1 protein-coding gene is annotated in these 267 nt (G+C 71.2%); it reads left to right on the top strand.

Features of this window, described 5'->3' with window-relative positions; all coding sequences use genetic code 11:
- A partial coding sequence (locus EUU22_RS20050) for a glycosyltransferase family protein (RefSeq protein ID WP_205687929.1) occupies nt 1-267 on the top strand: 267 nt, incomplete at both ends.

Raw genomic sequence — 267 nt, 5'->3', positions numbered from 1 at the left:
TGCCCGTCGACGTCCATCCCTTGCCCACCACGCTGCGACGCTTGCTGGAAGGCGCGGGCGCGGCGGTGCTGGACCGGCAGACGGCGATCGGCTGGTGGCCGACATCGCTCGCCATCCGGCTCGACACCCATATCGCCACCGGCGCGCGCTCGCTCGAATCCTGGATCGCGCTCACCGACGCCCGCCGGATCGACGACACCGAGCTGGGCTTGGTCAACATCAACCGCCCCGACGACCTCGCGCATCTGACCGCGGCGGTCCGCGATG

The sequence above is a fragment of the Ciceribacter ferrooxidans genome, from assembly GCF_004137355.1.
Taxonomy (GTDB): Bacteria; Pseudomonadota; Alphaproteobacteria; order Rhizobiales; family Rhizobiaceae; genus Allorhizobium; species Allorhizobium ferrooxidans.
The sequence above is the reverse complement of the archived record's forward strand: the minus strand, read 5'-3'. Positions and strand labels throughout refer to the sequence as shown.